The sequence below is a fragment of the Sporosarcina oncorhynchi genome, from assembly GCF_033304615.1.
Taxonomy (GTDB): domain Bacteria; phylum Bacillota; class Bacilli; order Bacillales_A; family Planococcaceae; genus Sporosarcina; species Sporosarcina oncorhynchi.
In genome coordinates, this window is sequence record NZ_CP129118.1 from 379,795 (window position 1) to 394,707 (window position 14,913).

Sequence of the window (14,913 nt, forward strand, 5' to 3'; positions counted from 1 at the left end):
CCCGTTTACGTTGTGTTGCGAACGCTTTACGTTTCGATGCGTGCGCTACGTTTCAATACGCGGAGTGTACGTTATGTTGCGAACGCTTTACGTTTCGTTACGCGTGCTACGTTTCGATGCGCCGCCTTTACGTTTCGATACGAGGAGTGTATGTTGTGTTGCGAACGCTTTACGTTTCGTTGCGCGTACTACGTTTCGATGCGCGGCCTTTACGTTTCGATACGAAGAGTGAACGTTGTGTTGCGAACGCTTTATGTTTCGTTACGCGCGCTACGTTTCGATACGCCACCTTTACGTTTCGATACGCGGAGTGTATGTTATGTTGCGAACGCTTTACGTTTCGTTGCAAGTTCCAATTCAAGCTATTCGCACTTCATTCCTAAAACGATCAAGCCTACCGCGGTAATCATTCAGTACGAAGACTCACTGACACGCGCCTCATGCACCTAACACAATCCAAATCTATTCATCAAAAAACAACCGCATCATTCAACGGTTGTTCAATCGGCTATTTACCATTTCATATGACGATCTTCGACACAGCCGAGCATTTGTCGAATTCGCAACGTGTTGCCATCTTGGAGCTTGACGAACCCGTTAAAATAACCGGTGACTTGTTTCACTGTCATTTTCATCAACTGTCCATTTGTAGTCGTTGTTCGTTCGAAGAAAGGGTTAAATGTCATATTGACTTGGTCGGAGAATTTTGTGTGAATTTTCCAGGCTTTCATTAAATCATCTTTATCGTACGTGAAAAGGACATCTTCATGGATTTTGGTCATTACACCGTCTACGAAAACCGCGTTTTCCGTCATGCCGGTACCGTCTGTCCATGTACCGCCGAAATTCAAACCGATGCGCTTCCCGCCGACGCGTTGCGAGGCAAGCGCCCAGTTCCACTCTGCTTCACGAGGCCATATACCACGTCCGTAATCAAGTACCGCAAAACTATAATCAAGATTGAAGTTATACCTTCGTTTTCCGATCTTCACGAAACCTTGTGTCGGCAATGTCAGTTGCTTCGCGGTAAATTGGAACAGGTCACGCTTTCTTGGAATGACGACATTGAGTGATTCGTCTTCTTCAGGATGCGTAATATGCAAATCCGCATGCAACACTTCATTGTCGAAATCCTGGATTGTAACAGATAGATGCGTCTCTCCTTGAATGTGGACAAGTTGGACCGAAATCCGTTCGTCAATGAATTTCACATTTCCAAGTACGGAATCCGGCATCTTCACCTTGCGAGCAATTGGAAGAGAGATTTGCTTTTCATAAAAGCGCTGTGTTTCGTAATCGAGTATGTAGACAGAACAGATCGCCGCGTAATCCAAGTGGATAATGGTAGCGGAGAATAAAAGATCTTCACCAAAAACAGACCAGTGATTCCACTTTTTCTTACGCATAAAATGTCCTGTAAGATTGCTTTCTATATAAGGTCGACGGGCAAAACCGATTGCTTCAGGATTCAATAAACCTTTTTTATCACAAAGCAAAACCGGTTCCGTAATTTCCCTTTCAGCATGTTGCAAAAAGATTGCCCCCCATCTATTGTTTTTTATAAAAGTCATTGCTATAATCTATATTGTATCAGATAGTCGGGGCATTAGCTCAGCTGGGAGAGTGTCACGCTGGCAGTGTGAAGGTCACCGGTTCGAGCCCGGTATGCTCCATATAGAAAAAATCCATCAAAACAGCGTTTTTCGCCAAATTCCCCTAAAGGAACCCGGTGAAAAGTGCTGTTTTTGTTTTAGGCATAGAAATAAATCGCAAGCCAATAGTATGTAGAAGCAAAGTATTTTACAGGTCCTATAGTTTGATGTTAAAATAAATATAACGATAAATTAAGGAGATGTAACAATGGGCAGACTAGAAGAGAAAGTTGTCATTATTACAGGTGGAGCGGGCGGAATTGGCAGCGGCATGGCGAAAGCGATGGCAAAAGAAGGAGCGATTGTTGCAATTGTTGATTTGAACGAAGAAACGGGTAAAAAGACAGAAGCAGAATTACAAACCATTTCTCCAAAATCCATGTTCATCCAAGCTAACTTGATGGATCATAAAAATTTAGGCGATATCGTCAAAACTGTCGTCGATAAATACGGCAAGCTCGATGTACTTGTAAACAATGCGCATGCATCCAAACAAATGACGCTTGAAGATGCGACACAAGCAGATTTAGACTTGTCATTCGGAACTGGATTTTACCCAACATTCTATCTCATGAAAGCGGCTCTCCCTTATTTGAAAGAAACAAAAGGGAATATCATCAACTTCGCATCAGGCGCGGGACTTGAAGGTCACGCGACACAAGGTGTATATGCAGCGGCAAAAGAAGCGATTCGCGGCATTTCCCGAGTAGCTGCAAACGAATGGGGTCAGTTTGGCATTAACGTTAACATCATCAGCCCGCTTGCGAATACGCCTGGCGTAGAAGCATGGTCGAAAGCGCAACCTGAGTATTATGAAGCAGTGAAGGCGAAAATCCCTCTAGGTCGCTTCGGTGATATTGAACAAGATATTGGTCGAGCAGCTGTATTTTTAGCCTCTGAAGACTCACAGTATATTACAGGACAAACAATCATGGTTGACGGCGGGTCAATTATGCTTCATTAAAAAGAGTGGAAGGCCCTTTGAACTGGGGTCTTCTTTTTTTTACACACCCCTCATACGTTAATAGGAGGGGAGGGTGATGAATGTATAATAGGGAAGCCGCCGTCCGGTATGCAGATGAATGGTGGAACGCCCGAAATCCGGCATTCCCATCATTCGATGTAGATTGCACGAATTTCATTTCTCAATGCTTGTTGGCGGGTGGAGCACCGATGCATGGCTATCCAGGTCGCGAACGTGGTTGGTGGCTACAGAACGGGAACTGGAGTTTCAGTTGGTCGGTCGCTCATTCGATGCGCTGGTACTTGGGGAGCTCTACGAAAGGATTAACAGCTAAAAGAGTCGATTCTGTATACGATCTCGATATTGGTGATGTTATCTGTTACGATTTTCAAGGGGATGGAAGATTTGACCATACGACAATCGTCACATCCATAGATGGACCGATACCGCTCGTTAATGCCCACACATATGATGCCTACCGGCGGACGTGGGATTACAAGGATTCCTATGCCTATTCACCAAATGCCAAGTACATCTTTTTCAAGATAAACGACCAGTTTTCATAATAAAAAGACGGTGCCATAATCGGCAATCCGTCTCTTTTTTCATTCATCGTACCACAGCACTGCAAGCGTTCCTTCACCGGCATGCACAGCAAGTGTCGAGCTGACGTCCCCGATGACAATTTCAAGATTTGGCAATTTTTCATGAATCATCTGCTCAAGCAATTTTGCCTGTTCCAGGACATGCCCTTGCATAAGATGGATTTTGCCTTCCCCAGACGGAAAACCGTCCACGACTTTATCGACAAGATATTGAAGCGCTTTCTTTTCAGAGCGAACTTTATCGGTCGCTTCCAATTTACCTTCCGCAGAAATCTGAATAACCGGTTTTACTTTCAGCAAGCTGCCAAGGAAGAACTGGACACCACTCATTCTTCCGCCTTTGTACAATTGTTCGAGTTGGCCCATGAGGATATAGTTATTTACCTTTCCGGCCATCCCATTAAGACGTTTCTTGATGTCTTCGACGGAGACACCTTGCTCATACATCTCCATTGCTTTTTCAATTAACCCCGTTACACCGTAAGAAAGAGAGAGAGAATCGACGAAAGTGACCGGGAACTCCGCGATGTCTGCTCCTGCCATGGAAGATGCAAGTGTGCCGCTTAGCTCACTTGATAAATGAACGGCAAATGCCTGTTCATAGTTTTCTGCAATCTGCTTAAATGTCTCCGCGAATTCGCCTGCTGAAGGTTGGGAAGTCTTTGGGAACTCTTCGGCATTCTTAATGTTTTCGTATAGTTCGTCGTTCGTTAAATCGATTCCGTCTCTAAATTGCTTTTCACCGAAATGTATATTCAACGGAATTGAATAGAAATCCGGGTGATTTTTTAATTCATCTGGAATAAATGCAGTACTGTCTACTATCCAAGCCATTGGTTTTTTTGTCATTAGTCAGCCATCCTTTTCAAAACATTCACTTCTTTTATTACTATACTACAGAAAGTAATTTCAAGGAATACCAATAATGTATTTGGTGGGGTGAATAGGAGAGACTTCTAGGGAATACCCCCGTTTAACTGAATTCGTGTATAATGAAGGATAGAATGATTTAAAGGAGAGTCCCGAATTATGAATGAACAAGCATTATCCGTAAGAGATGCAATTATCAATCGCCGTTCGGTTAAGAACTTTAACGGGCAGCCGGTTGATCTTGATAACATAACGACAATTTTGGACGACGCGAGATGGGCACCGAATCACGGTTTGCGCAATCCGTGGCGATTCATCGTTGCAGCCAACCTGGAATATATCAAATTCCAAGAAGTGCTGAAAGAGTATGGCGTTCCTAAATGGAAAGAACTTTCTGATGAAGATCTTGAAAAACAGATGAAGAAATTCAGTGGAGCTGGTGCTGTCGTTCTCGTCATCGTGAAAGAAGACGTTCGCCAGAAAGAAAGACTTGAAGATTATGCAGGTGCAAGCGCGCTTATCCAAAATGCCATGTTACTTGCCTGGGATCAGGGAATCGGCACATGTTGGAAAACACCTCCATTCATCGATAATCCGAAGTTTCGTGAAGAGTTGGGCGTAAAGCCGGGTGAACGTATCATTAGTATGCTGCAGTTCGGATATTACGACGACATTCCGAAAAACCGTGTGCGCACGCCTTTAGAAGATATCGTCACATATTACGGTGTGGATGACGAAGAAGCGGCAACAGAACAATAAGAAAAAGGCAATCCGTTATGACGCGGATTGCCTTTTATTCATTTCTTCAAGTCGTCTTTTGAAAAGGCGGCGACTCTTTCGTAATAATCGACAATGACACGTAATCCTTTGTCGAAGTTCTCCAAATGGAAGTGTTCATTAGGGGCATGGAAATTCTCGCTCGATAGACCGAAGCCCATAAGGACAACCGGTAGATTCAGAATTTCGTCAAACGCTGCAACGATTGGAATTGAACCACCCATGCGTGTGAATGCAGTCGGGACGCCATACACTTTTTCATAAGACTGTCCAGCAGCCTGGATGGCCGGGTGATCGAATGGTGTGATGAAAGGTTTCCCTTTATCGAATTCGCTAACTGTTACTGTTACGCCAGCAGGCTTATGTGCCTCGATATGCGCTTTCAATTTTTTTACGATATCTTCAGGATCCTGGTCAGGGACGAGTCGGCAAGTAATTTTTGCCCCGGCTTCAGCAGGTAATACGGTCTTGATGCCTTCGCCGGAAAACCCGCCGAATACACCGTTTACTTCGAGTGTAGGGCGTGTCCATGTCTGTTCCAGATAGGAATAGCCTGTTTCGCCGAACAGTTCATTTACGCCAATTTCCTCTTTCAATCCTTCTACGTCGAAGTTCAGCGCTTCATAAGCCGCGCGCTCTTCCTCTTCAAGAGGACGTACATCTTCATAGAACCCTTCCACTGCAATCGTACCTTCTTTGTCATGGAAGGATGCAAGGATGTCAGCAATGGCATGTATTGGATTTTGGACACCGCCTCCATAAATGCCTGAATGCAAGTCACCTTTTGCACCTTTAACGTCAATCTGGACACCTGCAAGACCGCGTAAGCCGTAACAAACTGCTGGTTTTCCTGAACCGTACATTCCTGTGTCGGAAATGACAATAATATCTGCAGCTAGTTTTTCTTTATTATCCTCGATATATTTTTCTAGACTCGGACTGCCAACTTCTTCTTCGCCTTCAATGATGAACTTAATATTGACCGGCAGAGTGCCATTTTCTTTCATTAAAGCCTCAACCGCAAGCACATGCATGAACACTTGTCCTTTGTCATCACTCGAACCTCGTGCATACAGTTTATTGTCGCGGATTTCAGGTTCAAATGGACCGCTCTCCCATAAATTTAACGGATCGACAGGTTGCACATCGTAATGACCGTAGAATAGAATCGTCGGTTTTCCTTCAGCGTGGAGCCAATCGCCGTAAACGACAGGATGACCTTCAGTTTCATCGATGGAGAGGTTTTCAAGGCCTGCTTTGTGCAATGAATCTTTCAACCACTCTGCGGCTGTTCGCATATCTCCGTTATGTTCAGATAGTGCGCTGATGCTTGGAATGCGTAAAAAGTTTTTCAGTTGTTCCAGATGCTCTTCTCTTTTAGATGTAAAGTACGTATCAAGTTTTTCTGAATGATTCAACATAATCCCTCATTTCAACAAGTATTTTACCAATACAGGTAGTATATCATGTCAGACGGATTCAAGTTATTCTAACGGACGTATGAAGTTGAGTGTGATATGATATGTAAAAGTTACTAAATGAACGAACTGACGAACTACAGAAACTCCGGGAGGAATCACTTTTGTTTATTGCACTAGGGTTCTTTTTATTCATGTCTTTCTTCTTATCAGGAAGTGAGACCGCACTTACTGCTGTTAATCGCATGAAAGTGCAATTGCGAGCCGAACAAGGTGACCGCAAAGCGATCAAACTGAGGGATCTCATTTCAAAACCCGACCGGATGATTACGGCGATCCTTATAGGTAATAATATAGCGAACATTATGATGCCCACAATCGTAACGATGATTGCCATCGACAGAGGCCTGCAAGTGGGCGTGTTGACGGGGATTTTGACAGTCGTTCTGATTGTCTTTGGTGAAGTATTACCGAAGACAATCGCCGCAACATTTGCCGATAAAGTGGCATATGTCGTTGCACCGTCAATTTCCATCCTCGTCAAATTGCTTACACCGTTGACGGCACTACTTGCTTTATTCACAAATGTCTTTATCCGCATTATCTCCAAAGGGGCTGTGACGGAAGCGACTTTGACAAAAGAAGAACTACGATCGATGGTGGATATCGCATCGACGGAAGGGACGTTCGAACAGGAAGAGTCCCAGCGTCTTAAAGGTGTACTCGATTTCCCTGACAAGGATGTATCGGATGTCATGGAAACGCATCGTACGGAAGTGATTGGATTACCGATTGAATCGACGTATGAAGAAGTGCGTGACACAATTCTCGAATACTTCTATACGCGCTATCCGATTTACGAGGAAAGCATTGACCGAGTCGTCGGTATATTCTACTCGAAGATGCTGATTGAATGGTCAATGAAACCTGAAATGAAGTTGTCCGAATTGATTGATGACGAACCGCTTTTCGTCGTGCAGACAGCCAGTGTCGAAAAAGTGTTTAAGCTGATGTTGTCCAAAAAGAAACATATGGCAATTGTCTTGGATGAATACGGCGGCACGCTTGGCATTGTTACGCACGAAGACATCATTGAAGAGATGATCGGACAGGATATCGAAGACGAAACTGACTTCGATGAAGAAGTGCTCATTTATGAAAAGGATGATCACGTCCTTATCTGTCACGGTCGTCTTGAAATCGTTGACGCCATCGACTTGCTTGGAACCGAACTGCCGACAGATCACGAAACAATCGGAGGTTTCGTTATGCAAGAACTTGGTCACGTCCCTGAACCCGGCGAACGGTTTACATACGAAAACCTGTTTTTTGAAATTGAGGAATTGGACAGAAGCCGTATTGTAAAGATGAAAATTACGAAACGTACTGAAGAAAATCAATAATAATAAAACTGCCCTGCATCTGATGTTATTCGTCAGATGCAGGGCAGTTTTGATTTGCCATTAATTAGCAAATAACGCTTAACCGCTCAACATGGCCCGCGAACCGCTCAACCTCGATGTAAAACCGCTCAACATGGCCTAAGAACCGCCCAACATCGATGTAAAACCGCTCAACATTGCCGGAGAACCGCTCAACCTCGATGTAAAACCGCTCAACATTGCCGGAGAAACGCTTAACCTCGAACAAGCACCCTCCGCTTTTCTACTGTCCAGCTTCGGGCGCTAGATGCTCGGGTCATAAGTCAGCTCTGCTACACGGCAAAAAGCGCCGTTTCGCATTTCTGTCTTATGCCTGTCGCATCTGAACCAGCGCCCTCCGCTTTTCGTTTGTCTAGCTTCGGGTGGCAACTGCTCGGGTCGCTTCAGGATAGCAGTAAAGGCAAAAAGCCGCCTTTTCTGCTATCCCTCCAGCGCCTGTCGCAGCTATACGCCACCCTCCGCTTTTCTACTGTCCAGCTTCGGGCGCTAGATGCTCGGGTCATAAGTCAGCTCTGCTACACGGCAAAAAGCGCCGTTTCGCATTTCTGTCTTATGCCTGTCGCATCTGAACCAGCGCCCTCCGCTTTTCGTTGCTTACAAATCTGTAAGTTTGGTGAAAGCCAAACCGATAGTTTGTAATGTTCATCTGGCTGATAATAAGGTTAACAGTTACAAGACGGAGGGCGTTTGGGATGAAAATTGACTTGACTGAGCTATACGATGAATATGGCCGTTATATATATCACTTATGTTTGAAATTAACGCGTAATAAAGAAGAGGCTGAAGACCTCATGCAAGATGTATGGGTGAAAGTCGTCCGGTATAGTGGCAAAATGGATGGTGTCGATCGCATGAAGGCGTGGTTGACAACCATTTGTATGAATACATTCCGTGATCGTTACCGCAAAGATGTACGACGAAGCAAACACGTAATGAACCAACCTGATACATTGGACGTTCCGATACTCGATCTGGTTCCCAGTGATATGCCGACACCTGTAGAAATGGTCGAGCAGAACGATATCCAAGTCATGGTGCAGGAGAAAATCAGCTTGTTGGACGGTATTTATCGCACAACAATTGAATACTTCTATGTGCATCAATATTCGTTGATTGAAATTGCGGATCTGATGAAAGTGTCAATCGGAACGGTAAAATCACGCTTGTTCCGCGCGAAGAAATATTTAAAGGAATTAATGATGGACGACACATCTGTACAAGAATACGTTACAGCATAAAATAAGAAAGCTTCACATTGCAAAGAACAGGCGAGGGAGATACTCCTTTCGCCTGTTCTTTTACATCATGTAAGTGTCTTTGCAGAATCGCGGAAAACCTTTTGGTTCATCCTCACTGCTTCGCGCTGAATGGTTTTTGCAAACTAATATTGGTCTGTTGTTTAGACGTTTTCTAGTAAGTAAGGAAATTACAGGTTGAGCGGTTTCCACCTGATTAAATAGAAAATAGTAATGAGAATCTTATCTAGTTTGCAAGTAGGCGCAAAAGGGAATCTACCTAATAGAAAATGAGGTGGATTGTATGGGGCGTAAACGCAAATGGGCGAGACCGAGGTGGATTGTGTTACTGGCAGTCCTGCTTTTTTTATTCCTTTATATCGGAGTCATCAGTTGGCATACATATAAACCGTTGCCGGAAGGCATCAACTACCAAGGGGACATCCATTGGACCGATGACGTAGAAATGTTCACGGATCTCACGTTTGCGCAGAACAAAGACGGTGGCGGCATGATGCATGAAAATCATATTTTTGATGAAGTGTATAAAATGATTGACGAAGCCGAATCGTTCATCGTATTGGATTTCTTCCTCATGGATCACTATACCGATGAGGACAAAGATTTTCCGGAAATCGCACAAACACTTACGTCAAAGCTAGTAGAAAAGAAAAAGGCCAATCCTGACATGGAAATCATTTTTATAACAGATCCCCTCAATACAGGCTATGGCTCATATGAATCGAAATGGTTCGATGCGATGGAAGATGCAGCTATCGAAGTTGTCTATACCAATCTTGACAAGTTACGCGACTCGACACCCATCTATTCGGGACTCTATCGGACAATTTTCCGATGGGCACATTTTGAGAAGAATGGATGGATTACTAATGCCATGGCGAGTAAAGCGCCAAAAATGACGTTGTATTCCTATATGATTCTTTTGAATGTGAAGGCGAATCATCGGAAGACGATTGTCACCGAAAAGGAAGCGCTCATCACATCAAGTAATCCACATAATGCTAGCGGGTTTCATGGTAATGTAGCCATGAAGGTTTCTGGCGCAGTCCTCAACGATATACTGGAGGCGGAAGAGGCAGTTGTCCGCTATACAAATGGCGGTACGTTGCCACGTGCCAAAGTAGAATCGCCTGATGACGGAGAATATGCGGTTCAGTATTTGACGGAAAAGAAAATCCTTGAGGCGCTGCTTGGTGATATTGCAGTCGCACAAACAGGTGATACTATCCGAATGGGCATGTTTTTCATCGCTATGCCTGAAGTCGTGGAATCGCTAGTCGATGCGGCAAATCGCGGCGTCAACATCGAAATGATTCTCGATCCGAACGAAAACTCTTTCGGAAATGAAAAGTCAGGCCTGCCCAACCGTCCTGTTCTTCAGAAGATGATGGATGAAACCGATGGCAACATCACGGCGCGCTGGTATAATACGGTCATGGGCCAATACCATACAAAGCTTGTGACAATCCGTACGAAAGATGAGATGTATATTACGAATGGGTCTGCGAACTTGACGGACAGAACATTAAATAACTACAATCTGGAAGCGAATTTAAGAATCATCGCGCCGGGTGACAGCGAACTGTCGAAAGAAATCGATGACTATTTCGATAGACTTTGGAACAATAAAGATGCGATGTACACACTGGATTTCGAAGAATATCAAGACAGTTTTACATTTTTCCAAAGAGGGATTTATCGTCTCCAAGAACTATTAAAAGTGACAACGTATTAAAAAAGGACGCATGGAATCAAGAGCTCGATTCCGTACGTCCTTTTTATCATTCCGTACTAGCGTCCAGCTGTTCATTCAACTCGGCAAGACGAATTTCCATCTTAGCCAGTCTTTCTTCAGCTTTATGAACAGAATCTTCATGACCTGTCGATTCCAGTTTTTCGATATCACCTTGAAGGCTGATGTAATCCATCTTCAACTCGGCGATTTCAGATTCAATCTGTCGTTTATTCATAAGGAAAGCCTCCCTTGCTTTCCTTTAGTGTAGCATATCGGACATTGTTTTTCCGCCAGTTCCACGTTTCGGGTATTCCAATAAGTAAAAGACCGTTTCAAGCACTTTGTCCATTCCGCCGCCGAGATGGAGAGATAGCTGTCGTTCGATCGTACGCTTGCGCAATGACTCGTGCAGAAGTGGTTCCATAATGGCGTTCAGCAAATTCGATTGCTTCACTTTGCGGCCGAGTCCAAGATGTGCGAATCCTTGCTTGTCATTCGGAAACGCCAGTCCCAATTCAAAATCGTTCTGGGCTAGTACGATGCATGGAATACCCATGACCGCAACTTCATACGGCATATAACCGGAACTGCACAGGATGACATCTGCTGTTGCGTATAGTTCTTCAAAGTTATACGGTGGTTTAATGACTGCAGTATTTCTTCTGCTAAGCGCCATCATTTGTAGTGTACTTACGTCATGAGTATACTTTTCGCCGATTAGGATGGTCACTTTCAGTGGGATGTGCAACTGGGATACATGACGTAAAGCGCGGTAAGAAAGATTTCCTTCATCTTCCTCGCCGAAAGAGATGACGAGATGTGGAAGGGGACCAGGTTGCGGTTTCTGTAAACCGTGTTTTGCATATGCTGACAATGAAGGGCTGGCGATGAAAAGCTTGCGGTCAACGATGTGATGATCCGCATATCCTTCAGTAAGATCTTCTTGTAAAGTCTGCAAGACGAAATCGGCTTTCAAGTTACCTTCTCCGAAATCGTCAAAATGTAAAATAGATGGAACGATTTCTCGAATTTTGTCGACCTCTTCTGCTATCGTGGAGCCCGTATCGCGTATTAGTAAATCCGGTTGTAGCACCGCAAGCGTCTGCAGCAAGTTGGCGTTTTTACCGATCTCAATTGATTTGAACTTGTCAGGGGGTGTAGGTGAATTCTCGCCAGTAATGAATAGGACGTTCGCTGTTTTTGCAATTTCGTTGGCCAGTAGAGCCGCTCTTCTAGCGGGATAAGAACCTTTGCCATTTGACCTGCTAACATGGATGGCAACATTTTTCTTCTTTGGATTTTCTATTGGAATCACCCTTTCTAAACCTATGAAACAATCACTCTCCTTTTCACCCTATGATTCAATAAATCGAGTTATGTACAAATACATTGAATGCCGACGGAAATGTGGTAAACTAACATTCAATTAAGACGGAACGGAGTGTTTCCATGTTCGATTCATTGTTGTTTGACCTGATGCTTGTCATTCTTATAGGGATCCTTTCCCAGTGGGTGGCATGGAAATACAGGATGCCGGCAATTGTTGTCATGGCGGTAGCTGGTTTGCTTGTCGGCCCTATTTTCGGATTGATTAATCCGCAAGAAAGTATGGGTGACCTTTTTGGTCCGATAATAACGTTTGCCGTTGCGATTATCCTTTTTGAAGGTAGTCTGAACTTGGACATTAGAGAGATAAAAGGGTTCAGTAAACCTGTCGCCCGTATCGTCACGATTGGTGCGTTCATCGCCTGGATCGCGGGTTCATTAGCTGCGCATTATTTAGCAGGCTTGTCATGGGAAGTTTCGTTCATTATCGGGGGCTTGTTCATCGTGACGGGACCGACTGTCATTTTGCCGTTGCTTAGACAGGCAAAACTGAAGCCGCGAGTAGCCGCGATACTGAAATGGGAAGGTATTGTTGTCGACCCGTTTGGCGCATTACTAGCTGTTTTTGCATTTGAATTCATTAAATTCATTAATAGCGAAGTGACATTGAATGCTCTTTTGCTGTTCTTTGCTGCTTCCGCATTTGCCGTCTTCCTTGGATGGATTGCCGCACTTATTATTGGAAATGCATTCGAGCGCGGAAGTATTCCTGAATATTTGAAAGCACCAATCTTATTTGTTGTCGTCTTATCGGTGTTTGTGTTTTCGGATGAAATTATGCATGAAACGGGATTACTGGCCGTCACCGCAATGGGGATGAAGATGGCAAACATGCGATTGACAACATTAAATGACGTACGTCATTTCAAAGAGGATATATCTGTTTTACTAATATCTGGAATTTTTGTCATGTTAACCGCATCGCTTGACCCGAAAGTATTGCTCGAAATTTTCAACCCGTACATTGTCATGTACGTGACGGCGATGATTTTCGTTGTCCGACCACTATCGATATGGATTTCAACAATCGGTACAGATTTGACTGTTCGGGAAAAGTTGTTGATCGGTTGGATTGCGCCTCGGGGAATTGTTGCGCTCACCGTGTCGGGATATTTTGCGACGATTTTGCTTGAAAAAGGGTACGAGGATGCAGAACTACTTACAGCTTTGACATTCGCTCTCGTCCTCTCGACCGTGGTACTTCACGGATTTTCCATTGGTTTTGTCGCCAAGAAGTTGAATCTGACGACGACAGATGAGTCGGGTGTTGCGATTGTTGGAGGTTCGAAGTTTGCAGCTGGGCTGGCGCAATCCATCAAAGACACAGGGAATGAAGTTCTCCTTCTTGACCAATCATGGGCAGGACTTGCGGATGCACGAAAACTTGGATTGAACAGTTATGTTGGAGATATTCTTTCTGAACAGATTGAGTATCATATCGACTTGACTCCATATCGTTATATGCTCGCAATGACGAAGTCGGATATTTATAATGCGCATGTTTGTGCGGATTTCGCGCCGGATCTAGGACGTAAAAACTTATTCCAGACGTCTTTCCATGTCGGGAAGGATATAGAGACATTCACAATTACAGGCGGCCAACAACTGTTCACGCCTGCGATTTCGATCTATGGATTGGAAGAGCGGATGCATGCAGGCCACGTCATCCGTAAGACGCTGCTTACAAAGCAATACAGCTATACACAATACTTGCGTGAACGGGATGACAAATCTATTTTGCTGTATATTCTTCGGGCAGATGGTGAAATCGAGTTCTTTACACCTGCAGAGGAGTTACAGGCAACTGCTGGGGATGCCATCATTGCATTGACATCGCCGGCGAAGACAATCGAACGTGTAAAGGAACGTTTGGATGAAGAACACGGTGACAAGTCGATTCCTTACGAGCGACTGGAAGAACTGTTCACAGAAGAACCGACGGAAGCGAAACGTGAAATCCCTGGAGCCGCTCCGATTTCGACCGTAAATGCCAAATGAGCGCAAAGTAAGTATTCAACTTGGCAGTTATGGTAGGATGAAAGATGGAGAAACAGCTTTGAGGAGGATGACCATTGAAAGTTTTGTTTGTGGACGGGACGATTATCGGCAGCAAAACGGGCGCCGTGCTCGACACTGTCGAAACGTATGTAAGAGAGACGAATAAAGACTTTGCAATTGAACGGATGGACTTGGCAAGTTATGAACATCAATTCGTGGACGGACGTCCATCTGAACAATACAACGAGGACATGAAGAAACTCGTGAAGAAATTCGAAGAGGCTGATGGCTACATTCTTGCTACACCGATTTTTCAAGGTTCGATACCCGGCGTCTTGAAAAATGCTTTTGATATGCTTCATCCGCATACGATGCGTTATAAGCCAGTTTCTATAGTGGCGAATGGTGGCACACATCAACACCATCTAGTAGTGGAAAATCAACTCAAGCCGATATTGGATTATTTCCGTTGTCTTGTAACACCTAATTATGTCTATACACATGCGGGACATTTTGACCAAGATAACCGGATTATAGATGAAGATGTGCATAATCGACTTCGGGAGTTGGCCAGGGTATTTGCAAAATATGCAGAGATGAGTGAATATCTTTCGAAAGATATGCTTGACGCCAACTAAATCGATTGAATAGGCCTGTCAACCTGGGGTGAGTTCCGGGCTGGCAGGCTTTTACAATTTTTAAGAACCTTTTTCAAACTACACTTGGGGTAGGCGATAGCCTTTTTTAGTAAAAAAGCACTGCGTAAACTGTCGAATTATAGTATTGTTAGAACAGTAGTATTGTTGTGTT

General features: G+C 44.2%; 14 protein-coding genes and 1 tRNA gene. 9 read left to right on the plus strand and 6 right to left on the minus strand.

Annotated features, from left to right (window positions below; all coding sequences use genetic code 11):
* Positions 1-512: 512 nt before the first annotated feature.
* The gene (locus QWT69_RS01935) at positions 513-1,532 is read right to left on the minus strand and encodes a DUF2804 domain-containing protein (protein WP_317968446.1); all 1,020 of its coding nucleotides are present in this window, start codon (positions 1,530-1,532) and stop codon (positions 513-515) included.
* A 68-nt stretch (positions 1,533-1,600) separates the two neighbouring features.
* Here QWT69_RS01935 and QWT69_RS01940 point away from each other — a divergent pair.
* The 3 genes from QWT69_RS01940 (at position 1,601) to QWT69_RS01950 (ending at position 3,182) form a co-directional block, all read left to right on the plus strand.
* Positions 1,601-1,673 (plus strand) — tRNA-Ala (locus QWT69_RS01940).
* 187 nt (positions 1,674-1,860) lie between these two features.
* Entirely contained in the window at positions 1,861-2,616 is a 756-nt protein-coding gene (locus tag QWT69_RS01945) for an SDR family NAD(P)-dependent oxidoreductase (RefSeq protein ID WP_317968448.1), read from the plus strand.
* An 80-nt stretch (positions 2,617-2,696) separates the two neighbouring features.
* Positions 2,697-3,182, plus strand: coding sequence for an amidase domain-containing protein (locus QWT69_RS01950; protein WP_317968450.1), 486 nt, complete (start codon positions 2,697-2,699; stop codon positions 3,180-3,182).
* A 39-nt stretch (positions 3,183-3,221) separates the two neighbouring features.
* Here the strand turns inward: QWT69_RS01950 and QWT69_RS01955 are convergent, their stop codons facing one another.
* A complete protein-coding gene (locus tag QWT69_RS01955; protein ID WP_317968452.1) occupies positions 3,222-4,070 on the minus strand; it encodes a DegV family protein in 849 nt (282 codons plus the stop codon).
* 180 nt (positions 4,071-4,250) lie between these two features.
* On the opposite strand from QWT69_RS01955, the gene QWT69_RS01960 reads away from it, so the two are divergent.
* Positions 4,251-4,850 (plus strand): nitroreductase family protein, encoded by a 600-nt coding sequence (locus QWT69_RS01960; protein WP_317968454.1) that lies wholly within the window; start codon positions 4,251-4,253, stop codon positions 4,848-4,850.
* A gap of 38 nt (positions 4,851-4,888) precedes the next feature.
* Here the strand turns inward: QWT69_RS01960 and QWT69_RS01965 are convergent, their stop codons facing one another.
* Complete coding sequence (locus QWT69_RS01965) at positions 4,889-6,289, minus strand: dipeptidase (protein ID WP_431312306.1); 1,401 nt, start codon at positions 6,287-6,289, stop codon at positions 4,889-4,891.
* A 161-nt stretch (positions 6,290-6,450) separates the two neighbouring features.
* Here QWT69_RS01965 and QWT69_RS01970 point away from each other — a divergent pair, with 161 nt between their 5' ends.
* Positions 6,451-7,689 carry a hemolysin family protein gene (locus QWT69_RS01970; protein WP_317968456.1) on the plus strand — a complete coding sequence of 413 codons (1,239 nt, stop codon included), beginning with the start codon at positions 6,451-6,453 and terminating at the stop codon, positions 7,687-7,689.
* Positions 7,690-7,753: 64 nt separating this feature from the next.
* Here QWT69_RS01970 and QWT69_RS01975 read toward each other — a convergent pair whose 3' ends face one another.
* Positions 7,754-7,936 carry a hypothetical protein gene (locus QWT69_RS01975; RefSeq protein WP_317968458.1) on the minus strand — a complete coding sequence of 61 codons (183 nt, stop codon included), beginning with the start codon at positions 7,934-7,936 and terminating at the stop codon, positions 7,754-7,756.
* Between the two features lie 484 nt (positions 7,937-8,420).
* On the opposite strand from QWT69_RS01975, the gene QWT69_RS01980 reads away from it, so the two are divergent.
* Both QWT69_RS01980 and QWT69_RS01985 read left to right on the plus strand, forming a co-directional pair.
* Complete coding sequence (locus QWT69_RS01980) at positions 8,421-8,966, plus strand: RNA polymerase sigma factor (RefSeq protein ID WP_317968460.1); 546 nt, start codon at positions 8,421-8,423, stop codon at positions 8,964-8,966.
* 301 nt (positions 8,967-9,267) lie between these two features.
* Positions 9,268-10,719, plus strand: coding sequence for a phospholipase D family protein (locus tag QWT69_RS01985; RefSeq protein WP_317968462.1), 1,452 nt, complete (start codon positions 9,268-9,270; stop codon positions 10,717-10,719).
* Between the two features lie 46 nt (positions 10,720-10,765).
* Here the strand turns inward: QWT69_RS01985 and QWT69_RS01990 are convergent, their stop codons facing one another.
* Entirely contained in the window at positions 10,766-10,954 is a 189-nt protein-coding gene (locus QWT69_RS01990; protein ID WP_317968464.1) for an SE1832 family protein, read from the minus strand.
* 24 nt (positions 10,955-10,978) lie between these two features.
* Entirely contained in the window at positions 10,979-12,034 is a 1,056-nt protein-coding gene (locus QWT69_RS01995) for a hypothetical protein (RefSeq protein WP_317968466.1), read from the minus strand.
* A gap of 134 nt (positions 12,035-12,168) precedes the next feature.
* Here QWT69_RS01995 and QWT69_RS02000 point away from each other — a divergent pair, with 134 nt between their 5' ends.
* A complete protein-coding gene (locus tag QWT69_RS02000) occupies positions 12,169-14,103 on the plus strand; it encodes a cation:proton antiporter (protein WP_317968468.1) in 1,935 nt (644 codons plus the stop codon).
* A 74-nt stretch (positions 14,104-14,177) separates the two neighbouring features.
* Positions 14,178-14,741, plus strand: coding sequence for an NADPH-dependent FMN reductase (locus QWT69_RS02005; RefSeq protein WP_317968470.1), 564 nt, complete (start codon positions 14,178-14,180; stop codon positions 14,739-14,741).
* Positions 14,742-14,913: the final 172 nt, after the last annotated feature.

Excerpts from the sequence above, each read along its gene's own strand:
- QWT69_RS01965 (WP_431312306.1), bottom strand. The coding sequence starts at position 6,289 with ATGTTGAATCATTCAGAAAAACTTGATACGTACTTTACATCTAAAAGA.
- QWT69_RS01985 (WP_317968462.1), top strand. The coding sequence starts at position 9,268 with ATGGGGCGTAAACGCAAATGGGCGAGACCGAGGTGGATTGTGTTACTG.
- QWT69_RS01990 (WP_317968464.1), bottom strand. The coding sequence starts at position 10,954 with ATGAATAAACGACAGATTGAATCTGAAATCGCCGAGTTGAAGATGGAT.
- QWT69_RS01945 (WP_317968448.1), top strand. The coding sequence starts at position 1,861 with ATGGGCAGACTAGAAGAGAAAGTTGTCATTATTACAGGTGGAGCGGGC.
- QWT69_RS02000 (WP_317968468.1), top strand. The coding sequence starts at position 12,169 with ATGTTCGATTCATTGTTGTTTGACCTGATGCTTGTCATTCTTATAGGG.
- QWT69_RS01950 (WP_317968450.1), top strand. The coding sequence starts at position 2,697 with ATGTATAATAGGGAAGCCGCCGTCCGGTATGCAGATGAATGGTGGAAC.
- QWT69_RS01955 (WP_317968452.1), bottom strand. The coding sequence starts at position 4,070 with ATGACAAAAAAACCAATGGCTTGGATAGTAGACAGTACTGCATTTATT.
- QWT69_RS01960 (WP_317968454.1), top strand. The coding sequence starts at position 4,251 with ATGAATGAACAAGCATTATCCGTAAGAGATGCAATTATCAATCGCCGT.
- QWT69_RS01980 (WP_317968460.1), top strand. The coding sequence starts at position 8,421 with ATGAAAATTGACTTGACTGAGCTATACGATGAATATGGCCGTTATATA.